Raw genomic sequence first — 470 nt, forward strand, 5'->3', positions numbered from 1 at the left:
GAAGAAGTGATCTTCGCCCAGAAGATGATCATCGAGAAGTGCAACAAGGCGCGCAAAGTGGTCACCACCGCCACCCAGATGCTGGACTCCATGATCAAGAACCCGCGTCCGACCCGCGCCGAAGCCGGCGACGTGGCCAACGCCATCCTGGACGGTACCGACGCAGTGATGCTGTCCGGTGAGTCCGCCAAGGGCAAGTACCCGCTGGAAGCCGTGACCATCATGGCCACCATCTGCGAGCGTACCGATGCCGTGATGCCGTCCAACCTGTCCGCTGCCAACGACAGCAACAAGCTGCGCATCACCGAAGCAGTCTGCAAAGGCGCGGTAGAGACCTCCGAGAAGCTGGACGCCCCGCTGATCGTGGTTGCCACCGAAGGCGGCAAATCTGCCAAGGCCATCCGCAAGTACTTCCCGAAAGCCTGGATCCTGGCCATCACCACCAACAAGAAGACCGCTGCCCAGCTGGT

General features: G+C 61.5%; 1 protein-coding gene. It reads left to right on the forward strand.

What is annotated here, in order from left to right:
• Window positions 1–470: pyruvate kinase (locus AACR77_RS17080; RefSeq protein ID WP_042882980.1), on the forward strand; the 470-nt coding region annotated here is incomplete at both ends.

Source organism: Aeromonas sp. ZOR0002, from assembly GCF_963866995.1.
GTDB lineage: Bacteria > Pseudomonadota > Gammaproteobacteria > Enterobacterales > Aeromonadaceae > Aeromonas > Aeromonas caviae.